Source organism: Alicyclobacillus tolerans, from assembly GCF_048984885.1.
Lineage (GTDB): Bacteria > Bacillota > Bacilli > Alicyclobacillales > Alicyclobacillaceae > Alicyclobacillus_I > Alicyclobacillus_I tolerans.
This window is the reverse complement of record NZ_JBMGNK010000002.1, coordinates 1,717,148-1,733,726: the sequence shown is the minus strand read 5'-3', so window position 1 is coordinate 1,733,726 and position 16,579 is coordinate 1,717,148. Positions and strand designations below refer to the sequence as shown.

The 16,579-nt window shown below is 46.7% G+C and carries 16 protein-coding genes; 7 read left to right on the top strand and 9 right to left on the bottom strand.

Going from position 1 to position 16,579, the window contains the following annotated elements:
* Positions 1-96: 96 nt before the first annotated feature.
* The 5 genes from ACOJUR_RS08605 to ACOJUR_RS08585 form a co-directional block, all read right to left on the bottom strand.
* Positions 97-2,445 (bottom strand): hypothetical protein, encoded by a 2,349-nt coding sequence (locus tag ACOJUR_RS08605; protein ID WP_420949767.1) that lies wholly within the window; start codon positions 2,443-2,445, stop codon positions 97-99.
* A 64-nt stretch (positions 2,446-2,509) separates the two neighbouring features.
* A complete protein-coding gene (locus tag ACOJUR_RS08600) occupies positions 2,510-3,298 on the bottom strand; it encodes a type II secretion system F family protein (protein WP_420949766.1) in 789 nt (262 codons plus the stop codon).
* Positions 3,299-3,422: 124 nt separating this feature from the next.
* Positions 3,423-4,271, bottom strand: a complete 849-nt coding sequence (locus ACOJUR_RS08595) for a transglycosylase SLT domain-containing protein (protein WP_420949765.1) — start codon at positions 4,269-4,271, stop codon at positions 3,423-3,425.
* A gap of 211 nt (positions 4,272-4,482) precedes the next feature.
* On the bottom strand, positions 4,483-4,677 hold the full coding sequence (locus ACOJUR_RS08590; RefSeq protein ID WP_420949764.1) for a hypothetical protein: 195 nt from the start codon (positions 4,675-4,677) through the stop codon (positions 4,483-4,485).
* A gap of 41 nt (positions 4,678-4,718) precedes the next feature.
* On the bottom strand, positions 4,719-5,042 hold the full coding sequence (locus ACOJUR_RS08585; RefSeq protein WP_420949763.1) for a hypothetical protein: 324 nt from the start codon (positions 5,040-5,042) through the stop codon (positions 4,719-4,721).
* A gap of 97 nt (positions 5,043-5,139) precedes the next feature.
* Here ACOJUR_RS08585 and ACOJUR_RS08580 point away from each other — a divergent pair, with 97 nt between their 5' ends.
* From ACOJUR_RS08580 to ACOJUR_RS08555, 6 genes are all read left to right on the top strand, one after another.
* Positions 5,140-5,766, top strand: coding sequence for a restriction endonuclease (locus ACOJUR_RS08580; protein WP_420949762.1), 627 nt, complete (start codon positions 5,140-5,142; stop codon positions 5,764-5,766).
* Between the two features lie 150 nt (positions 5,767-5,916).
* Positions 5,917-7,404, top strand: coding sequence for a spore germination protein (locus tag ACOJUR_RS08575; RefSeq protein ID WP_420949761.1), 1,488 nt, complete (start codon positions 5,917-5,919; stop codon positions 7,402-7,404).
* Positions 7,401-8,609: a Ger(x)C family spore germination protein gene (locus ACOJUR_RS08570; RefSeq protein WP_420949760.1), complete on the top strand. Its 1,209-nt coding sequence runs from the start codon at positions 7,401-7,403 to the stop codon at positions 8,607-8,609. Before ACOJUR_RS08575 ends, ACOJUR_RS08570 begins: the two co-directional genes overlap by 4 nt.
* A 265-nt stretch (positions 8,610-8,874) precedes the next feature.
* Complete coding sequence (locus ACOJUR_RS08565; protein WP_420949759.1) at positions 8,875-9,957, top strand: GerAB/ArcD/ProY family transporter; 1,083 nt, start codon at positions 8,875-8,877, stop codon at positions 9,955-9,957.
* Positions 9,958-10,273: 316 nt separating this feature from the next.
* A complete protein-coding gene (locus ACOJUR_RS08560) occupies positions 10,274-10,429 on the top strand; it encodes a hypothetical protein (protein WP_420949758.1) in 156 nt (51 codons plus the stop codon).
* 37 nt (positions 10,430-10,466) lie between these two features.
* Positions 10,467-10,748, top strand: coding sequence for a hypothetical protein (locus ACOJUR_RS08555; protein ID WP_420949757.1), 282 nt, complete (start codon positions 10,467-10,469; stop codon positions 10,746-10,748).
* 443 nt (positions 10,749-11,191) lie between these two features.
* Here the strand turns inward: ACOJUR_RS08555 and pgaD are convergent, their stop codons facing one another.
* Both pgaD and ACOJUR_RS08545 read right to left on the bottom strand, forming a co-directional pair.
* Complete coding sequence (gene pgaD / locus ACOJUR_RS08550) at positions 11,192-11,665, bottom strand: poly-beta-1,6-N-acetyl-D-glucosamine biosynthesis protein PgaD (protein ID WP_420949756.1); 474 nt, start codon at positions 11,663-11,665, stop codon at positions 11,192-11,194.
* A 397-nt stretch (positions 11,666-12,062) separates the two neighbouring features.
* Positions 12,063-12,815, bottom strand: a complete 753-nt coding sequence (locus tag ACOJUR_RS08545; RefSeq protein ID WP_420949755.1) for a glycosyltransferase — start codon at positions 12,813-12,815, stop codon at positions 12,063-12,065.
* Positions 12,816-13,628: 813 nt separating this feature from the next.
* Between ACOJUR_RS08545 and ACOJUR_RS08540 the strand changes: the two genes are divergently transcribed.
* A protein-coding gene (locus ACOJUR_RS08540) for an IS3 family transposase (RefSeq protein ID WP_420949004.1) occupies positions 13,629-14,893 on the top strand; the annotation gives its coding sequence in 2 pieces (ribosomal slippage) (positions 13,629-13,950 and positions 13,950-14,893; 1,266 coding nt in all).
* A 21-nt stretch (positions 14,894-14,914) separates the two neighbouring features.
* On the opposite strand, the gene ACOJUR_RS08535 is transcribed toward ACOJUR_RS08540, so the two are convergent.
* Together ACOJUR_RS08535 and ACOJUR_RS08530 are read right to left on the bottom strand one after the other, a co-directional pair.
* Positions 14,915-15,259, bottom strand: coding sequence for a VOC family protein (locus ACOJUR_RS08535; RefSeq protein ID WP_420949754.1), 345 nt, complete (start codon positions 15,257-15,259; stop codon positions 14,915-14,917).
* Between the two features lie 351 nt (positions 15,260-15,610).
* The gene (locus tag ACOJUR_RS08530) at positions 15,611-16,576 is read right to left on the bottom strand and encodes an SDR family oxidoreductase (RefSeq protein ID WP_420949753.1); all 966 of its coding nucleotides are present in this window, start codon (positions 16,574-16,576) and stop codon (positions 15,611-15,613) included.
* Between the last annotated feature and the right edge of the window lie 3 nt (positions 16,577-16,579).

Genomic DNA, 16,579 nt, shown 5'->3' with positions numbered 1-16,579 from the left:
CGAGCCTATGCAGGCAAAGATTGTCCGTATGCCAGGACAACAAAAAAATGCCCCTCCATCATCTGCAATGACAGAGGGACAGCCTTGACATTACCTTCATTTAGGCGAATTCGGCATTCGCACGGTTTTGACCGCCTTTCCTGATTTCGTGACAGACTTTGGATTCTTCGATACACTGGCGAACGGATCAAACGGCGTAATGCGTTTGCCGTGCGCGTAGCTTCCACGAATCGTCCAGGCAAAATCTCCTGCCTGCACTTGCTTCACAGGCAGCTCCGGCTCTGCCCGCTTCGCTACAGCAGGCGTCGGTGCGGGTGTTTTCGGATTCTGACGCACCGCTGTACCCTTTGCCGCTTGGCTCGATGAACCACCTGTTTTCGGCATCGTCACACGCAGAGGCCGTTGCGGGCGAATCTCGTCCTTTCGCAGTTCGACTCCTTGTGCTGTCCGCATCCAGGACGGCGAGATTTTTGCAGGCTGCAACGGCTTCATCGCCACATGAACAGCTTTTTGCCCCCGCAAGGCTCGCTTGGGACTTATTGGTGTTGGCGCGGAGGTCGAAGCGACCTTCGGTGACTTGGCAGACGATGGTTCCGGCTGACGTTTCCACTTCTCCCCGCCTCTAGACACGGTTTGCGGTCTCCACGCTGGCTCTTTGAGCGAGGCAGACGATTTCACAGATACATCCGACTTACGTCTCCATGCCTCCCCGCCTCTAGACACGGTTTGCGGCCTCCACGCTGGCTCTTTGAGCGAGGCAGACGACGCTGACGCAGGCGCGGGGGATGCCTTGGTTCCCTTGGCAAACCGGGAAGACAAGGAAGAGGGACGAGAGGCTTCCTCGTCTGATATCGGCGCAGAGCGAAAACGAGACGAACGAGCGGGAGGATGCACGCCTGCTCCCGTCGATCCCTTGGATAAACCTGCGGTGGTTTGACGTTGATGCCGTTGCACCACTTGTCCGGTACGCCCTGCAACTCCCCTGACCTTGCCGTCTGTGTCCGGTTTTGCCTCGGTGCGGTTGGCCGATGCCGATGTCTCGTTGGTCTTGCCCTCCTGGTTTCCTTTCGCGTTCGCGGTCTCTCTTGCCTCCTTATTCCTCGTTTCGATGGCCTTCTTCTCCTCCGAACGTTGACGTTGCCAGGGCAGAGCCGGTTCTGTGGCCACGAGCGCAATGACCTTCGGGCGGAAAAAGAGCGCCGCACCAAACACCACAGCGCTGACCAGCGTGTTCGCGATGAGCGTTTCCAGCCTCACGATACCGTTGCCATTCATCAAACCTAAAATCGTGGAGAGTACGACATCCACCAGTGCCACATACAGCAGATTCAACAGCCGAAGCCACAACGCTCCCAACATCTGCCTCGCCCAACGCAGTATCGCAGGCCATCCCCACTGCGGCAATGTGCCCATCGGCACAATGATCACAGCAAGCAACGCATAGAAGAGAAAAAACAGCGTCTGGTAAAACAGGTAAAACGCCATGACGAGGAAAAAAGCGATGCTCGGCAAAATGCAAAGCGTCATGACAAAAATGCCACCTTGCATCGCCGCCGGATCGGCTTTTTCCAGTCGAGACACCGGAAATCCTGTAAACGGTGTACGGTGCTGTGAAAGCGGGGCATAGAGTGCCTGGATCAGGTTTTGGCGGACATCTGGCGTGGGATTTTGCAAGAAAAGCGTCACCCAGTTTTCGCCCGGTTTCACCGTGATCGCAAAAACACCGCTGCCATACGTCTTTTGCGGTGCGTAATAGGAAGACACCGTAAAATCCTGCAACGGCGCCGATGCCCCAAACTGGATGGCTTCCCAGGGTTCCAACACATCGTCTTGCCAAGTCAGATCGTAGAGGCTCCCCGCGTGCGGATCGACCGCTTGAACCAGACTGGCGCTGACCGTGTTGGTGCCTTCAATCGCCAGACGATTGACCAACTGGAGAACCGGAGAAAAGTACAGCATCAGTACCAGTGCCCCCGCTACCGAGGCCAGAAACACCGCAGGATGCCGCAAACTCTCTGACAAACGCCCGCGCACAAACGCCAGCATCATGACCACGCCGATCACAATGAGCAAAAGCGGCAACGCAGCCTGGAGAAGAGGAATGCCGCCGTGCTTGACTACCGTACCGGCCAAATGAATCATGGGTTCAATGAGCCATTCGGGTGTAGCCAGGTTGGAAATCCCCTGAATCGCCAGGTGCATCACGTTCGTGAGCATGCTGAACAAGGTGTTGGCGAGCATAAGTTCCGCGCTTTGCTCGGGTTGACCCGTCAAATTGGACAGCCAATTCCCTGAAGGCGGCAGGGTGAACACATACGCCGCAGGCGACGGATTCTGCCAGCCAAGCCAGGTAGCAGCGTGTGCGGTCAAAAAGTTATGCAACGCAGGTGTAGAGGGTGAAGCGGCTTCTGTTGCCGTGCCTGTCGAGGGTAAAAAAACCTGCACGCGAATCCCCGCCTTTCAAGAAAGACAGAGGATGTGGCGTGCAGGTGACTTTTCGCGCACGGCATCAAACGTGTAAGGTCGCCAGATACTTTCCTACGTAGCCGAAAACCGCCAGCATGATGTACAAATACAGAGGCGTGGAGACCATGAGTTGTCCGATCATCTCCATACTGGAAGATAACTTGTCCAGTGTCGCTTCCGACTGAACCGCTTTGTCCCGCAGATCTATCGAAACCATTTCCAGAAGCACATCGCCCAGATTCGTGTCATAGAGCTGCGTTTGGCTCACAATTTGCGCCAAACGTTCGGCTTCTTTCAGTTGCATGCGCTCCGCCATCGTCAAGAGAGCCGTTGCCGCCGTATCCAGTTGGATTTGTCCGCGTTCTCCTTTTCCGATGGTCGCCACAGCGTCGATAAGATATGGGCGAAGCGGATATTCAAAGGCTTGAGCAGCCTGACGGAGCGCCACTTCCAGACTCGCCCCCGCTTTGACCAGATGCGCCAGAAACAAAAACAATCGCTGCATTTGCTGTTTCAGCGTAATCCTCGCCGTCTGGTATCGACCCCGCATCCAGAAATACGGTACGGAAAGTCCCATCAGGCTGACGGGCAGACCCAGAAAGGGTTGACCGATGAGCACAAAGAACAACTCCACCACACCCGCACTGAAAAGCGCATAGCGTGGAAAGAGAGACGGCCAGGACGTTTCGCCAAGCGCGTCCGCATAGAATTGAACCTGCTCCAGGAACCCTTTGGGAGCACGGCGAACCTGAACCACTTTCGGCGGATCACGCTGAATTTGCTTCTTCCAAAAGTTGACCCGCTCTTCCCGGCGGATCAGAGGACCTAACAAGGCCAATAAAACGGCGAGAAACAGAAGCACACCGAGGAAAATGGGCAAAGCTTGCAGAGAAATTCCCCCTTCCAGTTTGCTCTGTAGAGGAAAGACAAAGTGGCTTGGTTGAGGAACAAGGGGTTTATCGTTCTTTCACCTGTCCGGATGCCACATTCACATACCCCACAATCTCCCCCGCCTGTACATTCACGGTGCGCTCCCCCTTGGCAAACGCAAACGGCAGAAAGTCGGCATACGGCATCGTCAGACCCGTCCCATCTGGTAAGGCAAGGATGACCCGCCCTCCCTGTATCTGACGCGTCACAATGCCAGATACGGGCGCATAAAGCGGTACCGAATGCGACCACATGGCTTCTTTCGGTGTGAGCGTCCCCGCCACAACCACACCGCCGGATTGCGTCACCGGAAAGGAACCAAATACGTGACCTTGTGCTGGCGGGATAAAATCTTCCGTGTACGCCATCATGAGTGCCACCAAATCAGCCGCATACTGTGCATCCGCCGTCGCGTTCAGACCGTAGTACGCTTCGCTGGCACTCTCCCAGGTGCCATGCGTCAAGCCTCGAAGATACGAAAGATACTTGGCTCCTGCCATCAGGGCATCCGCAGGGTCAAAGGGACTGGCGTAGGGCACACAATCTGCGGCGCTGGAACAGGCTTGACTGAGCGCCAACAAGGCCGAAGCGTTAAGGGCCGCCGTAGCCGGTGTTCCCATCGGGGCCATGAGACCGTCTGCATCCACGCCAAAACCACCATAGCGAAGAATTCTTGTCGCATCGGTATCCGGCGAGGACACCGTTTGATCGGGATCACCGCTTCCACTCCAGGTTCCGGGTTCAAACTGCGTCAGCCCCATCGCATGACTGCCGTCGTAATCCGCATACGCCGCCGGATTCCAGCCGGATTCGTGATACGCTACGGCGGCCAGATATTGCATGGGGATACGATACGCTGCGCTCGCCCTCTCCACATCGGTGACAAACTCGGCAGGGATGCCACTTTCGATGGCGGGGGTTTGGGCCAGTTGCTGCCATGGGACAAATGTGGCTACCGAAGTGGTGGCGGAAAACAGCGCAAGCGTGATCCCCAGTCCGTAGTAGAGAAGAAAAAGAAGCGGGATGATCCACCAGGCGTTGGAGAGGAGATACGACAGGATTTTCTTTTTTAGCGCCGCTTTCAGTTCAGCAATGAGGACCTCTTTGACCGCTTCGCGAAGCGCCTTTGGGTCCACGCGCCCATCCTGTGCCGCCTGTTGCAGAATCGGCGTCAACCGCGCCATCCATCGTGTCGGATTTCCTTGCATCTTCCCCCTCCCCTCTGCGAGACGGGTATCGTTCGACGAGTGAAATGTGCTGCACATTCTCCAAATACTCCACCAGTTCGATCCCTAAAATGGCGATGGCACGTTGCCTTGCCGTCAGGTTGGAAGGCCGCAGACCGCACTTACCGTGGCATCCGTTTTCGTTCCAGGAGTCCCATCCCGACAAGCAACCACCCCACTCCCCAAACCAACGCCAGCAACAGATACGGCCATCCGTGAAACGTGAAAACCGGACGTGTGCCGCTCGTCAGAAGCGTGTGCCCGTATATCGTCTCCAGATGCGAATACGACTGCTCCTGCACACTCTGCTCCAGTCCCCGCATGCCCCAGACCAGCGTGCCCGCGACGGAGAACAGCATGCTCCCCACGGCACCGATGACAGGTTGAATACGCCTTGGCATTCCCATCCCACCTTTCCATGTGATTCGACACACAGGAAAGAGTCGACGGCGGCTTTTTCCGCCCATAAGACGATCCGCTGCCGCATACCCTAACACATAAAAAGGAGGGTGCGGCGATGGCCAGACGAGTCCGACGAAAACGGAACGTGAGTGGCATTTTGCTTTTTGGGCTATTCGTACTGATCTGGGGCTTGGGGGTAACGCAGGTTCATGGAAACTGGGTGTCTGTGTCCCCCAATCTCCCCGCCATCCCAGCATTCCTGCCACCGTGTCTGGCCGCGCTGGTGCCGTTTGTCATTGGAACGGTTCGGGCGCGGCGATTCATCCTTCGCGAACAACAGCAGAGACGCAGCGTTTCTATGCAGACCGTAGACCGCATGGATGGCGTGGCATTTGAGCGCTTTATCGGCAGGGCGTTAGTCAATCGAGGCTGGACAGTGGCCTACACAAAGACGTCGGGAGACTTTGGGGCCGATTTGGTGGCTGAACGAGGACGGGAACGCTGGGTGTTCCAATGCAAGCGGTACAACCACGCTGTGGGAGTGGAAGCCGTGCAACAGGTGTATGCGGCCATGACCTACTATCAGGCGTCGCACGCTGTGGTGGTGACCAATCACCGTTTTACCGAGGCAGCCAAGGTACTGGCCGAATCCACCGGTGTGGAGTTGTGGGCACGTGATGTGGTGGAAACGTTTTTAACCCCACCCGTGTCGTCGAGGAAAACGGCATGGCAATTGTGGTGACAGTGCTCATCTACACATCTAAAAAGAAGCTACACAAAGTACTCAGAACAAATATCAGAATGGTGGAATATTTAGGTCGATAATTGAGAAAAATGAATTCAAGACAATAGTTAATTTTTATAGACCAAGTGAAATGGGAGAGAATCATGTATGAGACAGCACGACGACACTATTTCTTCAAAAGCAATCGAAGTCGTGCATCAAATCTCCAATCGACTTCATCCCTGCCCAGACCTTCGAATCCAATCCGTTAATATGAGTCGTGTCACTGTTTTCGTGCTTTGGTTGGACAGTCTGGTCGACAATAAACGTTTACAAGAAGCTATTTTAGTAACCAGTAAACAAATTTCCGATTTCAAAGGCAAACGAATTCATCTTTCTTCCATCATTCCAGGTCTTTCTACACATACTGTTAATAATGTTTCCGAGACTGTAAAAGCTTTGCTCAATGGTTGCGCGATTGTGTGTTCTGATGACATAAAGTTCGTACAAGTTTGGCATCTCACAAAACTACCGACACGTTCTGTTGAGCGACCTGAAAATGAGCCTACATTGAATGGTCCGCAAGAGGCCTTTGTTGAAAATATAAACCTAAATATCTCTCTTCTACGAAAGCGCTTAAAAAGTCCTGAATTGAAAATTGAGACCTATGAACTAGGTAATGAATCTCAGACTACAATCGCCATTTTATATCACAAAACAATTGCAAAAGAATCTCTAGTAAATGAGATGCGTGATAGATTAAAAAAAATTGTATTTGACTACATTGTAGATATAAACCAAATACGCGAATTTATTTCTGATCCCTATTTTTCAATCTTTCCCACGGTTGAAGATACCGAAAGGCCAGATCGTATGATTGCAGGATTGATGGAAGGTCGTGTAGGACTGTTAGTCGACGGCTCCCCCAAAAGCATTCTTGTGCCATTAACATTTGCTATGAATCTCAGTTCTCCAGAAGATTATTACATGCATTACAGTATTGTTTTACCTCTTCGGTTGTTGCGTCACCTCATGTTCTGGGTCTCAGTATTATTACCAGCGCTCTATGTGTCCCTTTTAACTTATAATCAGGATCTTCTTCCTACTCCGCTTGTAATGAGTGTGGCTGCCCAACATACTGGAATTCCTTTCCCAACAGTGTTTGAAGCTCTAGGCATGATGATAGCGTTTGAAGCTTTGCGTGAAGCAGGTACACGACTTCCTCGTGCAGTAGGACAATCAGTCAGTATAGTTGGCACCTTGATTATTGGAGATGCTGCAGTTCAAGCAGGGCTTGTTTCGCCTGGTATGGTTATTATTGTATCAGCAACTGGTGTAGCATCTTTTACATTGCCAGCACTCGGTCTAGTGATGTCAGCTAGATTACTCCAATTTCCATTCGTTATTGCTGCAAGCCTATTTGGATTATTTGGAGTTGTAATGTTAGGACTAGTGATAGTCGCTCGTCTAGCTTCATTGCGTTCATTTGGCGTACCGTATTTATCTCCCGTTGCACCGAACAATTTTAACGACATGAAAGACACGGTCATACGTGCTCCTTGGTGGATGATGCAAAAACGCCCCCAAGAATTCGAACCTCAAAATAGTTCTCGAATGAATGTGTCTCATTCAAAATCAAGGAGAGACCAAGGTTGAATTGGAGCATAATTAGCATTTGGAACTATAAAAGTCGTAAATATTATATAGTTGTTGTAGCGACCTTCTTAATACTTGGGACAGTTACAGCTTGCGATTACAATGATGTAGATCATCTATACATCTCAACAGGAATTGGCATAGATAAAGCTAAGAATGGTATTCGCGTTTCTGTCGATCTGATCAATCCAGAATCAGCCCCATCAGGACAAACAGAAGCAGGTAGAAACAATAAATCTGAACCAGATCGTATAGTATCAAACAATGGAACTACCATGGAATTGGCGTTTTCTGGAATTCAAAGTCAGTTATCACGTTCACTTTATTTACCCCATACTAGTATCATTTTATTTTCAAAGTCTGCAATCTCTTCTAAACTAGGTGGATTAGTAGATGCATTAGAACGAAATCGGCAATTGCGGAGAAGTCAGCTATGGGTAATTACGTCAGGTAATGCAGAAGACATCTTCAAAGATAGCAAAAAAACTAGTGTCTCTACAGCTATACTAATTCGTGATTTAGTGGATGAAGAATCTAGACGCTATAAATGTCTAGCAAGTGATGAACTTCATATCGTAAAACATCTTCTAACTCCCTCCGCATCGTCAACAATAGCTGAAATCAAAATGAATAAAAATAAAGAACCTGTATTATCAGGATTGGACTTTATTTCAATCGAAGGTAAGCTATATAGAGTACCTTTCAGTAAAATATTGGATGTTAGTTGGTTGATGGGACGAACATTCGATGTCAGGGAACCATTAGTGGTGCGTTCTCAAGACCAACAAATCCACTCATTAATAACTATTCATTGGATTCGTACAACTACTCACTTAAAGCTGCTTAGAATTCTTCCAACTCCAATCATACAAGTTGATTGGAGAGGAACAGGCGAAGTAGAACGATGGGACTCTCCCACCACTATGAGTTCCAAAAATTTATCTCAATTAGAATGGTCAATCCAACATGACGTAGAAAACCGCCTGCGTGAGGCATGGCTAATGTCTACTAAATCAGGAATTGATGTCTACGGTATCCGAACACTCATAGAAGAACATTTTCCGAAAGAAAAATATATTAATGCAAAATATTCATATGATTGGAAACAAACAAAATTGATAATGAATATTCACTCGCAAATTTTACATGGCGAACTCGCTTCGCAGACACCATTTATCTCTAAAACAGTGAAAATAATTAAATGAAGCGAGGCAAAGCTAAGTGGAAAATGTATGGAAACTCTTATGGACCATGATAAGAAAATTGATTGAATTTCAACACTGGAAACCAAATCGTATGAGCGAACGCCTTGTTTGGTGTATTTTCATCGGATTTGCAACTTTATTAGCATTGGCTAATTCATTTCACCGGTTGTCGAATTTCAACCCTATTCTTGTGATTGAATGGATATTTAAAAAACCTACAGAATGGATTTACGGTGGAAACATAAAGTCATGAAGGGGATTGAACATGGTTCAAATCTCGAGATATCAGGTTATTCTAATATTAATTTGGACAATATTAGGGACTGGTATTGTTACCATCCCTGGAACAATTGCACAATTTACAGTCCATGATGCATGGATTGCAGGATTTGGCTTATGTATCGGAGGACTTATATGTGCCAGTCTTGCAGCTCTTCATGTACATTTTTTTCCTGATAAGACGTTAACACAAATAGCAATGCATGCATTTGGTCCATTGGGAGGAGGAATATTTGCTATCTGGTATATAATATTTGGTGTGGTGACATTGGCAACAATCGGGCGCGAATTAAGTACTTTTGTTGGCGTTACTGTGTTGCCAAATACACAGGAATTTATTACTAGCTTACTTACATTTTCTGTAGCCGCATATCTCACATATTTAGGAATCGAAGTTGTCGGTCGTGTCAATCAATTTATTTTTCCTCTTGCTATTATCATAGGCCCCCTTCTTTTCTTCTTAAGTTTACAAGGATTTGAATGGCAACCATTTCGCCCGATGTTAAGCTCCGGATGGATGGCTATTTGGCAAGCAAGTGTTGTACCTGCATTTGCTTATGGTTTGGAATTTTCTGTGGTTCTCCAGTGGATTCCTGCACTAAGAACACCCCGCACTCTGCCATACGATATCATTATAGCTAGTGCAATAAGTACAGTCGTACTAATTATTCTCATTACATTGACTATAGGTGTCATCGGAGAGCCTGTACGTTATTTAAGCTATCCAATTTTAGAAGTCGTTCGTTCCATTCGACAAGGAAAGTTTGTGGAACGTTTGGATACTTTATATGTCATGGGGGTCGTGAGTACACAGGTTTTGAAAATGTCTTCATTTCAATTAGCAACTTGTGAAGCGATAAAAGATATAGGCTACTCCAAAGATACAAAATGGGCGATCATTCCCTGCACAGTACTTACTTGGTCTGCTGCTAACTTCATGTTTCACAATTTATTTGATGTTACCGAATTTATCTTGCATGCTGTACCAGCTTATTTCTTGTTTTCCGTAGTCATATGCCCTGTAATTATTTACACAATAGGATGGTGGCGATATACGGATAAAACATAAAAATAATATATTCCATCTTTACTTAAAATATTCAATTGATTAGAAAACGGAATCATACAACACATTTTGGATATTTCATAGATTGATTAGTGGGTAATTACGATACGCAAACACTTAATTTCCTACATATAAACATTTTGTCCAAAACCTGATTCTCTTCGCCATGGAGAAAAGATAGATTATTTTTTCAAAAATGTTTAACAACAGTTCAACATTTAGATGAATTCACCACAGCTTGACTAACTACTGGTCGAACCATATTGTGAGATTTTTATCTCCGCCCTTCACCCCCTCCTTGCTGAAGGGAGGAATTTGCATGGACAGTTTTGCCAATTCCATCACCAGCCTCATCATCTTCAGCATTGTGGTGGCCGTCTCCACCGCCATTGGTGTCGACATGGCCTTTGCCCTCTTTGGTATGGGACAAGGGGCGTCCTCCTACATTCAGGGTCTCACTGCCCCTGTTGGTTGATGGTTTGTACAGTAGCGGAGAAAAGGGGGAAATGCAGGTGTTATTCATGGAAAAAAAGGCATGGGTCGTGCGTGCCTTGCGTCTGCGAAACGGGGAAGATGAAAAAAGTTCCATCACGGGGATACTTCGTTGGGTCATCGGAACCGTGGCTGTCGTCGCTGTTGTCAGTGGCATGGTCTACTATTTTTATAACACTTACCACCAGTCCACCAGTACCGTAAGTAATATCAATAACGGTATTGCCAGCGCCAACTATACGATTCCTGGTGGTGGCAGTGTATCCGGAAATGGCAATATCACCTTGCCTAGCATGCCGTAAAGAAACGAAGTCCCCCCCTGTCAGACCAAGCTGCGGGGGGTTTCGTTTCTTTCGCTCAAAACTTCATTCCAGTTCTCCTCACTACAACCTTGATCGTGATCACGGCTAACGGTTACCCGTCTCTGCCTACCTTCACTTTGCGATTATTTCTAACAAATGCAAAAAATACGTGACCATTCCTCATACTTTTAGTTATGTGAGAGTGCATGCCTGAAAACCTTGCATGTCTATGCTCTTATTCGTTGTAAACCTTCTCACACCAAAGAGATGTATGTACTCTGAGAAATTTGGTAGACCGAGCCATCACTGTCTTGACCAAGATGATATATGCACTGGATTGCATGATGAAGCTATTGGCAAGTACGGAGTGTATTGCATATTCGCACCCTTATATTCAAGAGCACTCTTCCAAAGTCAAGCCTTCTTGGACAAATCACACAGACTTAACCTAGTTCCACCCAGGTGTAGATTTCCCCTTCTAAATCAACCCAGCGCCGATTTTGAAGGTCTATGATGAATTCTTCGGTGACGGAAAATTTTTTAGCGAGTTCTGCAGCAGAAACATCTGATGGCATCGTCCGTCTGTTTAGTTTTCCATATCGGAATTTATTGTACAAGGACCAGTATAAAGTAGCCAAAAGAACTACAAGGCTAAATTCAAATGTGAACATTGTGAGATCTACAGTTTGTGTAATGTAACCCGCCGAAATGATGAATCGGCGTAGATAATGAATGCCGCCCGCCCATAATAAAACGGATAAAGAAATTTGAATTAAAAACACGAAGATGTACACCCATCCAGACAGCGTAACAAAATATTCTACAACTCGTTTTTCAGGCTTTTGTTTTCCATCTATGATTAGTTGTCTTTTTTTTTCAGGACACAATCCCCCTATCTGGACTATCCCAAACTGCATATTTATTGCCTTTTTTGACTGCGTTCATGTGACTGATTGCTTTTGGAATGGCACGGAGGACAACCAGTGCATTGACGTACCAATATATGCTTGGGTACCAAATACTCCACATAAAGTATTTCATGAGCCCTGGTTCATATAATCGATCTAAGTACAGAGCTACAAAAGATTGAATCACAAAAACTAACGCAAGATAAGTTCCTGTCTAAAAGATAGGGACATAATAATGGTGCGATAAAACCATTTCTATAACGAGTAAGATTGTACTGATGAACCAACAAATAGACCACACAATGCTCACCAATTGCTCCAATAACACCGGTACAAATCTACGATGCCTCCAATCAAAAATGATCTTCCAGTGTCTCATTAGCACTTCAATGCCACCCTGGGCCCATCAGACACGTTGCTTCCATAACCCTGATATAGTCTCAGGTACAAAAATCCAGCACAGCGCTTTGGGCTCATAGCGAATATCCCAAAATCGACGCTGTAATTTCCACGTAACACCAATGTCATCCGTTATGAGATCTACATCCCATAATCCACAATCGAGTAATGCACGTTTGCGAAACGCTACAATAACTCCAGATACAGTCATCACTTTGCCGAGAACTCTCTGTGAACGTTTTATGAGTCCAATAATGCTGGAGAACTCTACAAGCTGAACTTTGGCTAATAGTGAACTTCTGTTTCGAACACGCGGGTTCCCAGTTACAGCCCCGACTCGTTCACCTCCTGAACGCACAAAATGTCCGACCAACCAATGAAGAGCATCATGTTCCAGAACAGCATCTGAATCCAAAGTTACGATAATCTCTCCGCGGGCTGCCATAACACCAAATTTTAACGCATTTGCCTTTCCACGATTCTGTTTTAAATTAATAACGCGAACATTGTCATACATCTTGACAAGGACAGATAGATAGCTTAAAGAGCGGTCTTTACTGCCATCATTAATTACTACAATTTCATACTTAGGATAATCAAGCGCTTGCAATTCATGAATGGTATCTACAATTGTCTGTCGTTCGTTAAAGCAGGGAATTAAAATCGTAATCAGAGGAAATTCTTTTAGGGCAGACGAAAAGGAGATCCGTTCTCTGCGAAAGTAAAAAATAATTGCCGCGAACATCCAAACGATACTCATAATCAGAGGGTAGTAAAAACAAAGTCAAAAAACCTCGCACTGATGACTCAATTCACGCGCATCCCCCATGTGATGGACTCAACCACCAGAAATTTGTTTTCTAGTGAAATAAATATACAACATAAATATGAGATTTCCGACACAATCCGACACTAATCAGTTGACTTTTAATACATCTGACCGTTTTCACGCCCCTAGAGAGTTCGCGACAGACCTCGTTGGACTTCAAGGTCGAGTATCATAGAGTAGCTTCCTTGGAGGCATTGAAGTAACACCCTTTAGGCATTACAATATCCCACTTACCAACAGAAAGCACGCCCCTATGCAACATCAGTCATATTAATGTTTTTTGTATGGTTTAGAACGACATTCAAATTCGGGCGTACAGACAACCCGCCAGATACAAATATTCAGCGGATTAAGCGAAGACAACTATGAGTTAGGAAATCCGGCAGCGACCATATCATCGGCTAGTTTCTGCTTAGAAAATGAATTTGTCATATAAATCCTCCGAAGTTCTTATGTCGCTATTCTGCCCGCCTACGACATAACCCAGAAAATCCCTGTTTAGATCTTTATACAAACATGAGGGAGGCTCCTTCTTTGGCATCAGCCCCTGATATTCGAATAAAAACTAAAGGACTCATGCTTGTTTCAACGCATAAATCCGTGTAAGTGGCAGACAAAGATCATAATGAACGATATTCGCTTAAATACATCAGACGAGCAGGTTCCGTCGCTCTTAAGCCCCGAAATCAGGTTGGACAACCTCTCTAAAGTATAGGAGACTAGAAGCAACAGGAGGTTGTCTTTATGGAACGACGGAAATTTTCATCACAGTTCAAGCAACAGATCGTCCAGGAATGTCTGGAAACTGGTAGTCCTACTATTGTGGCAAGGAAGCACGATCTAAATGCCAATATGGTTGGTAGATGGACTCGTGAGTTTAAGAAGACAGGTATAACGCCTGGAAAATCAAAAGGTATACCAACACATGTCACTTCAGATGATTACCAACAGGTCGTTGAAGAGCGTTCAGAGTTGGCTTCTGAGAATGATAAATTACGAAAGGCATTAGCTGATCAGGCACTCGAAAATCACATTTTGCGTGACCTGTTAAAAAAAGCCAACCCTCACTTGCGGATAAAATAGCTATTGCACACAAGTGGATCACAGCCGGGTATTCAGTCACCATCGTGCTGCGCATCGTGGGGGTTTCTAGGTCCACCTATTACTATCAGCAGACACATGAACCACAGCCGAGAACGACTGCTGGAGGGCGTCCTGTAACCGAATATACCTATACACAAGATGGCAGCAAGGTAAGTGACGAGCAGGCCAAGGAATGGATTATGAATGAAATAGAAGGAGATGGTTTTGCCTATGGATATCTCAAGTTAACCTATTTATTAAAGAGAAAGTACCAGTTGGTTATCAACAAGAAAAAGGTATATCGGCTTTGCAAGGAATTGAAGATCCTTAAGCCACAACGCAAATTGAAGGAAAAGCATCCTCGGAAATTGGCTAGAAACCGAGATATCACGGGTCCGAATCAATTGTTCGAAGTGGATATTAAGTATGGCTATATTACGGGTGAAGATCGATTCTTCTTCGTGCTGTCGTATATTGATGTGTATGACAGACAAATTGTGGACTACCATATTGGGTTGCGCTGCGAGGCTACAGATGCTGCAAATACACTGAAAAGTGCGCTCTGGAAACGAAAATTATACGGGAAATCCGAGTTGCCTGTAATTCGTTCCGACAATGGGCCACAGTTTGTCAGTCACCTGTTTGAATCCACATGTGAACAACTTGGGCTGGAGCATGAGCGGATACCGCCAAAGACACCAAATATGAATGCTCATATCGAATCTTTTCACAGGATACTGGAAGATGACTGTTTTTCTCGCTTTGAATTTGAGAGTTATACACAGGCATATCGGGAAGTAGTTTCATTCATGGAATATTACAATGAAAGAAGGATGCATTCCAGCCTGCACTACTTATCGCCGGTCGAGTTTCACAAAAAGCATTGTGATACCGGATTAAAACCGAAAGAAAATGTGAAAGTCTAAGAAAACGCTAGAAAAAGAGAGCTATGTCCAACTTACGGGTGTCAATCCGGTCGGACCATCAGGAAGGTTACAAATAAATTCTAAATTATTGCCATCTGGATCATTAAAGTACACCGAAGCATTTCGGGAATGGGGTCTAGCATATGGCTTAGTAGGTGGCATTTCTCCATGCTGTGCTACCGAAATTCCTCGTTCTTTTAACCAAGTTTCTGCCTTTTCAATATCATCAAAATCCACTTCGAACGCTAAATGTTTGCCAATAATTATACGGAAACGAGCGGGCGAATATCCTGAATTTTCGCCCCCGTATGTGCAATAGCAATCCTGATAAATCAATGTTGAGCTTTGTGAAATGACAGCAAGCAACTCTCACACACACGTGAATTCCTTGCCGTCATTTCGTAGTCCTGATCAATAAGTTAACCTCAGTTCTCGAGATTACGTTCAAATTATTTTGCCTTAACGATGATTTTCCCCATTTGCGTGCCCCGTTTCGCTTAGCAGATGTGCATGGCGCACACCTTCTAGTGTCATTGGAAAAGTTTCTGCAATCTTAACATCTACGTTCCCTTCTAAAACCAACTTAACATAGTCCCTAGCTGTTCCGTGCTTGGAGAACTAATGTATGAAATTGCCGTAATGCCCTACTCCTTTACCCACTTTTCATTCGGTTATCCAAATTAGGACCAGATGACACATTGGCAAAGAGCTCCTGCCTTAATTCAGCGCAGTCCGAATGTGTAGTAGCTCACCGAAGCCTAAACGGGTGACAAACTCCTCCTGCGCCCTACGCAAAACTCGGTTAACCTCCTCGACATGAGAGTCGGTGAAGTCGACCACGCTACGAAACGGTCGACTACCTGCAGGTAGAGAGAGTATGCGAGCGATCTCTTCGGCCACAGCCCTCGGATGCGCATCGACATCAGATGGAAACAGGTTCGTTGTTGCCGACTCGTTACGGTCTACTAGCGGGTCGAGTATTGAGTATGCCTGATTTCGATTTACATCCCCAGAACGGCTCGCATTTGGAAAATGGTCGGTCCCCTGAGTGAATGCGCCGGGCATCACGATGGTGGTCTCGATGCCCAATTGTCCTACCTCATAGGCCGTTACCTGTGCGAGCGCGTCTGCTGCAAACTTCGAAGCGACGTAAGGACCTAAGAACGGCGGAACCACAACTGTGGTAGTGCTGCCGACGTAAAGGAGGGTTCCTGTATGGCGTTCTCGCATATGCGGAAGGACCGCCCGGTTCACGCGTTGAATTCCGATCACGTTAATATCAAACAGATGCTGGATGTTCTCAGGCGTAAATGCCTCCACGTAGCCGACATACAGGTGTCCAGCGTTGTGCACGACAGTATCTAATTTACCAGTCTCAACGAGGATGGCTGAAACCGCGTTTTCAACAGAGGTATCTGACTGCACGTCAAGTTCGACAACGCGTATGTCTAATCCATTGCGCTCTCCATATTCAAGGAGTTCATTGACATGTTTGGAATTGCGACCTTTCACGTTTCGCATACTCGCATAAACCGTATGACCGGCCTCTCCTAATGCGCGAGCAGTGAGATTACCAATACCCGTCGAGGCTCCCGTTATGAGAACAACTTGTTTCTTCGACGAATGTGTCACCATAAACATCCCCTTCGTTGTTGTCACCCTTCGATGACTGATTGTCATCATCAA